We start from the raw sequence: 10028 nt of genomic DNA on the forward strand, positions 1-10028 counted from the left end.
ACCCTTAAAGGGGAGCCCCTGCGCGCGTGAGTATGGCAGCAAAATTCGTATCATTTGGCAACGCGCCATAGGCGCCGGTCCAATGATCGCCCAGACGCGAGGCGCAAAAGGCATCAGCAACCTCGACTGAAGAATGGCGGACAAGCAACGCCCCCTGCCACGCCAGTGCCATCATTTCCGTGATCCGCCGCGCCCGAATTTCGAGGTCACCGGTTTCTGTCGCCTCCGTCTTTAATCGCTCGATCGCCGCATCGAGCAAGCGATTACCGCCCTTTGCCTGTTCGATTTCCGTAAAAAATGCCGGTAGCGCCGCGGGGTCTTTATAAAGGGCACGCAGGACATCGAGGCAGATCACGTTCCCCGAGCCTTCCCAGATGCTGTTAAGCGGCGTTTCACGGTATAAACGCGGCATGATGCTTTCCTCGATATATCCCGGGCCGCCATGACATTCCATGGCTTCATAAACATGACCGGGTGCGCGTTTGCAGATCCAGTATTTTCCAACAGCCGTGCCTATACGCGCGAGCGCCGCTTCCGCCGGGTTGCTCTCACTCTCCCCGATCGCCCGTCCGAGGCGAAGAAACAGCGCAGTTGCCGCCTCGGATTCAATTGCCAGATCAGATAGCACATTGCGCATCAACGGTTGCTGTATAAGCTTTTTCTGGAAAGCCGAGCGATGACTGGTGTGGTGAAGGGCCTGGACCAGCCCCTGACGCATCAATGCCGCCGAGCCGATGGCACAGTAATACCGCGTTCCCTGTACCATATTGATGATGGTGCGAACACCCCGCCCCTCCTCACCCAGCATTATCGCTGACACATTTACAAGTTCCATCTCGCAGGAGGCGTTGGATTTATTCCCAAGCTTGTCCTTCAACCGCTGGATATAAAGGCCGTTGCGCGTCCCGTCCGGACGCCATCTGGGCATCAGGAAACAGCTCAGGCCGTTGTCAGTATAGGCTAAGGTAAGGAAGGCATCTGACATCGGTGCGGAACAGAAGAATTTGTGACCGCTGAGGATATAGGGGGCGCCAGAGCCGCTGGCGCTGCCTTCTGGTTCTGCCGTTGTCGAGTTGGCACGGACATCCGATCCGCCCTGCTTTTCCGTCATGAACATGCCCATGGTGATGCCCGTCTTTTCGGCGGCGGGAATGTCCCGCTTATCATATTTCCGGGTCAACAAACGCGGAATCCATTCATTGGCGATTTCCGGCGTCGCCTTCAGGGCCGGGACAACGGCGTAGGTCATCGCCATCGGGCAGAGAACGCCGCCTTCGACCTGGTTCAACAAATAGGAGAGGGCGCCATGGGCGACATGATTGCCCTCGCGGGGGTTATTCCAGGCGAAGCTCGGCAGATCATTTTCTATCGCCAGCAACATAAGATCATGATAGGCCGGGTGGAAGGTTACCTGATTAATCCGCATCCCATTGCGATCAAATGCTTTCATTTCCGGCGGGTAGCGGTTTGCCTGATTGGCCCATTCCAAGGTTTCCTCCGACCCGGCGGCACGACCGAAATCCGAGACGGCTTTTTTTGCCCAGTCCGCCCCTTCGCGCCGCAATCCTTCCTTCAATGGCATGTCAATCCCATAAAGATCCTGATCGCCGAGGGGGGGCGGCACATTCGTTACCTCATGCGTCGGCAAATGCGATATCGGATTACGGAGGGTCATCGTCAAACTCCTATTTATCTGATAATCTTAAAGTAAGCCAAGGAACGCCTCTTGCAAGATGGAGACGCCTTTATTCCACATAGACGTCGCCACACTTCTTCAGCTTTTCCAGATTACCTCATGACGCATGGTATAGGGCCCAAGTTTGGCGCCGATCTGTTCGCGCATCTTGCTTTCGTTTCCGCCCGTCACTTCTACTGACGCCAAACTGCCATGCACCGCATGATTTTCGACTGAAATTGAAATACTGATGCCGTTCCCACAAAGCGCCGCCATTTCTGAGGTAAACACCTTTACCGCTGCATCCTGGCGGAGGGCAGGTTTGTAGATTTTCCCAACCCCCGTGAGCGGCATGGTAGCTATGATCGTCAGGTCCGCCGGATTTGCGGCCCGCTCCGGAATATGATCGCGGGCAAACTCTTTCAATTCCTCGACCGTCACCTTCGCGTCCGGTTTCAATTGAACGTAGGCAACCGGCATTTCGCCGGCATACGCATCGGGACGGCCAACAGCGGCGGCAAGCTCGACGGCCGGATGTTCATGCAAGGCCTCTTCGATGATGGAGGGGTCGATATTATGACCGCCCCTGATAATCACGTCCTTCGCCCGCCCGGTGAGCCAGATATATCCGTCCTTATCGATCCGGCCAAGATCTCCCGAGATAAGCCAGCCGTCCTTTGTGAAGGCAATCTTGTTATATTCGCTCTGGACATATCCCGGCATGACACAGATCCCCTTCATGACGATTTCACCGATCTCGTCCGTATCCGCAACCCGCTCTATGTTCCTGTCGGCATCCAGATGAACGGATTCAATTTGGACAAATGGCAGCCTTATGCCGACAGAGCCAAATCGCGCTTCGCCATTTTGTGGCTGCATGGTCGTGAAGGAGGTCACTTCGGTCATGCCATAACCTTCAAGCATATTGACACCGGATTTCTTGGTGATGGCTTTCAAGACCTCAACCGGTGCCGCAGACCCACCGGTCAGTCCCACCCTCAGAGTGCTTATATCAGCCTCACCAATCGGTACGTTCAGGAGCGCGGACATCATTGTCGGAACACCGCCAAGAATTGTGACCTTATACTTCTCGACCAAACGCCAGTAATTCCCGATAACCAGCGGATCGCGGAATCCCTGCGGGCTGGCGATAATAAGAGTCGCGCCGTTCAGAATAGGCACTAGCCCAACCACGATTGATCCGCTGATATGAAACAAGGGCAGCCCCGCAAGCAGGATATCATCGGAACTAATGCCCAAACCGAAGCCACTTGAGGCAATCTGGGAAAGCTGCATCCGGTTGGTATGAGGTGCCAGTTTCGGCACACCCGTTGTCCCGCCCGTGTGATAATAGCCGACGGTTTCGTTCAAGTCGCGGTCGGTGCGCCCGGCAATGACACTCGCATCCTGCACTGCCAGCATCGGATCAAGCGGTTTAATCTTCTCGCCGTCACATTCGTCCCCACCGCCTAGCACGAAAACCGCCTTGAGATTTGGCATCCGGTCTATGACATAGACCGCCTTCGCCCATAGTTCAGGGCTTAACGCCTTCCCCGTTGCGAGCAAGATGGTCGCATTGGCCGCCGTCGCAATTCCTAAAATATGTTCCGGTTCCAAAAGCGGATTCACGGCGTTGACGATCCCGACCGCCTCGGCACCGAGCAGGGTGAAGATGGATTGCGGACAGAGGGGCAGCATTTGTGTGACGGTCTCCCCTTCCGCCAGCCCCGCCGACAGAAACAGGTTTGCCATCTGATTTACCCGGCCAAGCATTTGCCGGAAACTGAGGCTGACCCCATTCCCCATCGGATCGCCCGGTGGCAGCGCTATTAATGCTGTTTTATCAGGGAAATTTTCGACTGTGCGACAGAAGGCTTCATAAATATTCTTTTGTGGAATCCATTCATCAACAGGAGTTTCCTCAAATTTTTTGACGTCTGCCAGTCCAGCGAATGGCACATTATAACTTCTATAGCTTTCTAACATTTTCGTCTCCCCGATTGCTTTTTCTCACCGATTTTTATCCGTCGCTCCCTGATCGACATGATGCCAGATTAACGATATCAGACAACCAAAATATTCGGCTGACACGGGAAATGCCCACTCTTGCCGATCCGTGTTGTCTTCCCGCGATTTGGCATGCCCCATTTGTCACCTATTATAGTTTTTGTTGAACCGAACGCATTTCGGTTTATAGGGATTGTAGTCAGCCGACAAAGTGATAGCGGTTGAGATATTTACGAAACTCTATTTAATGAAGATAAGCAGCAATTGTTCAGCCAACTATTGCAGGTATGTTCCCTAGCCACAGGTAAGTAGAAAATTTATATGACGCAGATGACCTTCACAAATTTAAAGGCCCTGACGATAGGTTCGGCAACAATTGATGTGATTGCCTCTGTCGACGAAAAAGATATCGAACGCATGACGATGCACAACGCGACCTCTTCCTTTCTGTTGCTTGAAGAAGGACGGAAAATTGACGTTAGTTCCATCAAATCCTCGGTGGGAGGGGGCGCGACGAACTCCGCGGTTGCCTTGTCCCGGCTTGGCCTTGCCACAACCTGCCTCATCCGCACCGGCGCGGACATGGAAGGTGAGAAAATAGTCACTGAACTCACCCGCGAGAATATTGATACCGGGTGGGTCATCAAGGACGCGGCCCGACCCACTGGACAGACAATCATGATCGTGTCCCACGTCCGCAATCCAACGATCTTCACCAATCGCGGAGCGAATACAGCATTCCGTAACAGCGAAATTACCCCTGAAATATTTGAAGGACGCAACCTTGTCTATATCGCAAGCCTGTCGGGGAACTCGGCCGGATGCCTGACACAGATAACCCGCCTTGCCAAAAATGCCGGCGCGTTCGTCGCTACAAATCCCGGGATCCGGCAGCTCACATACTGGTCTGGAGATATCGTTGAGGCCCTTGCCAATGTCGACCTGCTTTCCATGAATGCGGTAGAAGCAGAACAACTGGCATTGACGCTCCTGCCAAAAAGGCAGCCGCTTCAAAACGGAGATACGGACATTGATGGTCCCGTCCTTTTCAGCAAAGGCCTTGGCGGAAGAAGCCTTGAAAGCGTTATAACGGAAGTTTGCAAGCTGGGCCCAAAGGTAGTTTTGGTGACGAATGGCGCGGAGGGTGCCTATGCGGGTTCCGCCGACGGCATTCATTTTCATCCCGCGGGCAAGGCCGAAGTTGGCAATACTGCAGGCGCAGGAGACGCCTTCGCCACCACATTTTCGGCCTATGCGTCCATCAATACGGATTTGCTCACCTGCCTGAAAGCGGCGACTGCAAACGCTCTTTCGGTAATTGCCGCCCCCGATACACATTCCGGTCTGCTCAGCGAAACGAAACTAAATGCGATGATGACTCGTTAATAGAATACATATCTGTGGTACAATCAGGGCAACTCCCTCAATATCACAATCATTTTCGAGATAGGAACGGGCAATGTTTAAATATTTGATTTCAACCTTGGCAACAATCGTTTTGATGGCGACTGTGCTCTCTCCCGCACTTGCGGCCAACATGAATGTTGGCGAAGTGACGCGACTTCAGAATGCCGCTACCGTGACCCGCCAGGGGCAGGATACCCCCCTGAAGCTTGGCTCGGCTATTCATGAAGATGACAGGATTAACACCGGAACAGACACCCGTATCGAGATAACCTTCATTGATGACACCAAGCTAACCATTGGAGAATCCAGCCAGCTCGCGGTGGAAAAATATCTTTTTAATCCGGACAAGGGCATCGGAACCGCGATCCTCGATGCCGTCAAGGGCCCTTTCCGCTTCATCACCGGGCAAATTGGCAAAATGGCCAACAAGAATGTCGAAGTGCGTACTCTGGTCGGCACCATCGGCATCCGCGGGACAGATTTCTGGGGCGGACCCTCACTCGATATTTACGGTGTCTTGTTGCTTGACGGCGCGATCTCGGTCAAGAATTCTCAAGGTGGCCGTGTCTTGAATACCCGCGGCACCGGCGTAAATCTCCTCAGTGATAACGAGGCGCCCGGTGAGGTCACGGCATGGAGCGACGCCCGCATCAATGCGGCCGTGGCATCGGTCACCTTTAACTAACACATAGAGCAACCTGTAATTATATTGAATTTACTGAGTGAAATCCGGATACTCATTTTGGTGCATTAAAATATTTGTCCTTCAACTGAAGAACATCTGACGGATTTTCATTCTCATCAACTTCAGGCGTCTGGCCTTGATACGCCTGCGCGCAAAAGTCTTAGAAAGTACCCTCAATTTCAGTCGTTATTTTGCCTGAAAAACGAATCTTCACCGTCATGGGATCATAATTCCAGATATATTCCCATTCCGCAAGATCGCTAGTTAAAGTTCTCCCTGACGGGGAACAGGTTGGGAGACTAACTGGCCGGGGTCATCATTCCCTGATTTCCCACGGCCAGTGAGCATCTTGAGAAGGATCTTCACTGACCCCCCATTCCACTTGGTCCGCTGTTTTGGTTTATCCCAACGGTGACGTCTTACTCGATCCAGTTTCGAAATTATTGAACTTCTTGAATACTCACTGTTCAACTATGCAGCTTTTTCCCCTTGCTTGCGTTTGTCGAACTGCAGGGATAATTCCTCCGCTTCCTTATCGCTCAACAGGCTTTTGGCAAGATCGAACACATCCTCTTCTTCTTCTTTCATGTGATGCTCAAGGTCGTGTTTTAACTTTTCGAACTTCTGTATCCATGCTGAGCCGCTCATATCTGCTTCAGTAAGTTCTGTGATCAAATCATCGGCTTCCTTATGTTCAGAAATGCTGTGGCGCGTTTGCTCCTGGCCTTCAGGCCGCTTTATCAAAGCTGCATAAAAGGTTTGCTCCTCAGCGTTGGCATGGCTTACGGCTTCAGTTTTGAATTGTTTAAATAACTGTTGGCGCTCTGAGGAATCCCCTGAGGTTTCCATCAGCTGTTTGGCGAGTTTTTTCTGGGTGTCGTGATCCTGGATTAGGCGGTCGTAGATATTCATATGATTGATCCTTAGTTAGTTTTATCACTGACAAACCACCCACAACTCAAAGGGTTCCCTGTGTGCAAGACAATATGTTTGTAGTTTTAGGACTAGAAGAAATGGGTCATTTTTTACCCCGTCTTCCATCTTTAAAAAATGGGTATTAATGTAATAAAGAAGGGAAAGGCGTCGCCAACGGGTTTAACTTGGCGGGATGCTCTCGGTGAGAGCATTCTTTGCATGGGAAGATCGTATATACCGTAGCAAATACACTTCGATTTTTCTATGCCCAAGCGAAATATCGTTTCCTGCTTTTCTCTCTTGGAATTATGCTTTAATCAGATTTTGCTGTATTTTCTTCATTCGCGGTAACGGTAAGTGCAAATCCGTGCAGGCGCCAATAAAGGTCGCGCACCTCTTTCATCGCGATGAGCAGGTCGCTGGGGGATATCGGGTTCCTGTCCTTTGTTTTTATGAAGCCTTCCCCAAAAATAAGATGGCCATGTTCACATAGTCTTGCTTGCGCATCCTCCACCCATTCATAACTGAGCAATTTTTTTTCAACTTTATCCGGCAGATCCAAATATTCATTTTCTAATGAAGTGGGCGAGCGGTTTATTAATCCTGTCACTGCATCTTTGGTCTGTCTCCAGCCGTCTTTAAGAATATCAAAGGAAATGAAGGCGGCGGCAGCGGCGTCGGCCCACCAAAAGCCCATCCCAATCCCCAGAATGCCAGCAATCGCCGCCACCGCAGTCATCCAGTCGGCCTTGTTCATCTCACCGTCTGTGATAAGGATTTTATCGTTCAGTGTTTTGGCGTACTTTACTTTCGCACGCCCCAACAAAATGGGTGGAAATGTGCCCCAAAGCAATGCGAGGATCATCCACCAGCCCAGCCAGATATCCTGTCCAAAGAATTCTTTCATGCCTATTGTTGCATGTTCTTGCTCAACGAGTTTAATCAGGGCATCGATCAGCAAATATGATCCCATTAATAACAGCGCCAATGCTGCGCATAAAAACAAAATGGAAATGACTCTATGAAATCCATAAGGATAATGTTCGGTTGGCTTTCGCCAGCAAATGTGGTTTCCTATCAGGAAACATATTGGCGGTATAAGTCCCAGACAATCTTCTATCCAGGCTGTTTTCATAGCCTGAGACGACCCCATGACTATGTACATCAAAACAATTACGCTGATTAGATAGACAATCGATACATATTCGAGAATGCGAGCCTTGCGTAAGGCTTTGATTTGCATATTGCTGAATTCATAATGTGGAGCCAGGTTCATCGCTTTACTCTCGGTACATTTTCTGTATATCGGACTGACGCGCTTTTAGAAATTTTTCCAATACGGTAATAAAACGATTTTCACCTTTTGGCACAGCCATCACATGGCGGTCTTTTTTATCGTCGCCGGTTATCAGATAAGAGCGCGTAAAGCCGATTTCTTTTTTACGGGGGTTGTCTTCCGTTAGACCGCCAATAACCAAATCAATTTCATAATTTTTTAGGTTTTCTGTGGCCTGAGATTCAGATAAAAATCTCCATTGCGGCTTTGCATTGAGGCTTTGTGCAAAACCCGAGACGATCTCAACCTCAATACCCTGGGGCTTAGAACCGTCTTGATAGGCCCATGGTTTGTGTCTAATAATCCCTACACGCAAAATTTGACTGCTTTGGACAGTTTCCAAGGTACCTTGCGCATCCTTGGGGTATTCATCGCAACCTGCTAAAATCATGAAGCAGACAAGTAAAGCAAACCTAACCATGACCTTCGTCCTTAGGCTTAAAAGACTCTATTGTTTGTAGTACGCCCAGGTCCTCGACATTCTCATTTTTCGGAATAACGCTGAGTTGCCCATCCGTTTCCATCAAGACAAGGCGGGCCTGCGAAGGATCGGAAAGGCCGCTGTAGCGCATGGCGGCCAAGATTTCGACTTTGGTAATCCGTTCCTTATGCATGATTTTCTCGTAAAAATCTCCATCATGAAAAAGGATGGATGGCTGGGCTTTGACAAGTTTTTGGAACCATTTAGAGCGGACTTCTGCCCATGCAATAACGTATTGGACGAAAACAATGATAGTTAAAGCCGTCATGCCTTCTGTGATTGTAACCTCATCAGAGGTAATTGTGGTGGCCAGAGTTGATCCTATGGTGAAGGTCATAATGAAATCGAACGCATTCATTTTTGTGAGCGTTCTCTTTCCCGCAACCCTGAGCAGCACAATAAGGCCCACAAAGCATACGGCCCCGGTAATTGCAATATTAAGAATGGATTGCCAGCTTTCAAACCACATTATACTTCACCATTGGAAACTTTTCTTTTTCCTCTTGAACGCTCTCAGGCGTTAGCCGCCTTACTTCATATAATTTTTCGTCATCAAATGCGCTGCGATAAAATTGTTGAATTTTTTTGCTGGGGTCTCCCTGAAACTGTTCCTTGTACCAGCGTGTCGCTCTTAGGCGGGCCGCCCCTGCTTCCTTTGCTTCCACAAGCAAGGGCTCTTTATATTTGTATTCCTTCCAGTGGGGGTCATCCGGATGCGCAATAGGAGATAATTTCCAAATACTCATATTGATTTTCCTTTTTTCGGCTCTCGATTGCGGGCGGATGACCATTTTCGTGGATCGCCCAGTTGATGATTTTGATGGTGTGCTGGGCGCGACTTCTGGAATTCTTTATGCCAACTTCGGAAATTGTCTTTTAGTTCCATAAACCGAGACAACTGATACCGCTTGGCGGTAATCACCTTTCGATCCCGAGGAAGCCACTGGTCGCTAATTTTGGCTTTGCTGGTGAACTCACTCTACCTCGCAGAACGCGACCTCGCGGCACATTTCGGCGATCAGCATCGGCCGCTATCGCCGCCGGGTCGGAATGCTGATCCCGAAGGCGGGCCGTGGTTCCAAAGGGTCAGCGGCGCTTGACACACTCCACGGGGAAATCCAGTGCCGAGTAAGCAGAAGAATTCGTTTGATCTCATGGAGGCGGGTTTGGACCCTTATAAATATAACGAAGCAACAGGGGCAATGGTAAGATTTATTTTGTATAATTCTTGAACCAAATATCGATAATGAGCCACAATGAACACAGTTGAAGAATGTCGTTAACAGGCTGAATGGCCGACCAAGAAAACTGCTTGCATTCAAAACGCCGGAGTATTTAATGCGAGAACACTTGGCCGCTTTGGTTGCTTAACTGAATAGCCCCTTATGTATTTGAACTTTGCTATTCTAATCCCGATCCAGTGCATTGCTGTGTACCGGATCGGGAAGGTGTACGCCGTTAGCCCCTTGTGGTTTGACCACGTAATCTAGACTGGCGACCTTTCTCATTCTTCAAACTCGAA

9 protein-coding genes are annotated in these 10028 nt (G+C 50.1%); 2 read left to right on the forward strand and 7 right to left on the reverse strand.

Annotated elements, in window-relative coordinates; genetic code table 11:
* Positions 1-4 precede the first annotated feature (4 nt).
* Entirely contained in the window at positions 5-1675 is a 1671-nt protein-coding gene (locus ACESNI_RS05420) for an acyl-CoA dehydrogenase family protein (protein ID WP_373085484.1), read from the reverse strand.
* Positions 1676-1774: 99 nt separating this feature from the next.
* Positions 1775-3661 (reverse strand): acyl-CoA synthetase, encoded by a 1887-nt coding sequence (locus ACESNI_RS05425; RefSeq protein WP_373085486.1) that lies wholly within the window; start codon positions 3659-3661, stop codon positions 1775-1777.
* 342 nt (positions 3662-4003) lie between these two features.
* Here ACESNI_RS05425 and ACESNI_RS05430 point away from each other — a divergent pair, with 342 nt between their 5' ends.
* A complete protein-coding gene (locus ACESNI_RS05430) occupies positions 4004-5068 on the forward strand; it encodes a carbohydrate kinase family protein (protein WP_373085487.1) in 1065 nt (354 codons plus the stop codon).
* A gap of 73 nt (positions 5069-5141) precedes the next feature.
* A complete protein-coding gene (locus ACESNI_RS05435; protein WP_373085488.1) occupies positions 5142-5774 on the forward strand; it encodes a FecR domain-containing protein in 633 nt (210 codons plus the stop codon).
* 471 nt (positions 5775-6245) lie between these two features.
* On the opposite strand, the gene ACESNI_RS05440 is transcribed toward ACESNI_RS05435, so the two are convergent.
* The 5 genes from ACESNI_RS05440 to ACESNI_RS05460 form a co-directional block, all read right to left on the reverse strand.
* Positions 6246-6686 carry a hemerythrin domain-containing protein gene (locus tag ACESNI_RS05440; protein WP_373085490.1) on the reverse strand — a complete coding sequence of 147 codons (441 nt, stop codon included), beginning with the start codon at positions 6684-6686 and terminating at the stop codon, positions 6246-6248.
* A 316-nt stretch (positions 6687-7002) separates the two neighbouring features.
* Entirely contained in the window at positions 7003-7965 is a 963-nt protein-coding gene (locus tag ACESNI_RS05445) for a cation transporter (RefSeq protein WP_373085492.1), read from the reverse strand.
* Between the two features lie 4 nt (positions 7966-7969).
* Positions 7970-8446, reverse strand: a complete 477-nt coding sequence (locus ACESNI_RS05450) for a transporter substrate-binding domain-containing protein (protein ID WP_373085494.1) — start codon at positions 8444-8446, stop codon at positions 7970-7972.
* Positions 8439-8975 carry a DUF421 domain-containing protein gene (locus ACESNI_RS05455; RefSeq protein ID WP_373085496.1) on the reverse strand — a complete coding sequence of 179 codons (537 nt, stop codon included), beginning with the start codon at positions 8973-8975 and terminating at the stop codon, positions 8439-8441. The genes ACESNI_RS05450 and ACESNI_RS05455 overlap by 8 nt, the downstream gene beginning before the upstream one ends.
* A complete protein-coding gene (locus ACESNI_RS05460; protein ID WP_373085498.1) occupies positions 8965-9252 on the reverse strand; it encodes a hypothetical protein in 288 nt (95 codons plus the stop codon). Before ACESNI_RS05460 ends, ACESNI_RS05455 begins: the two co-directional genes overlap by 11 nt.
* Positions 9253-10028 lie beyond the last annotated feature (776 nt).

The organism is Sneathiella sp. (genome assembly GCF_041689005.1).
Taxonomy (GTDB): domain Bacteria; phylum Pseudomonadota; class Alphaproteobacteria; order Sneathiellales; family Sneathiellaceae; genus Sneathiella.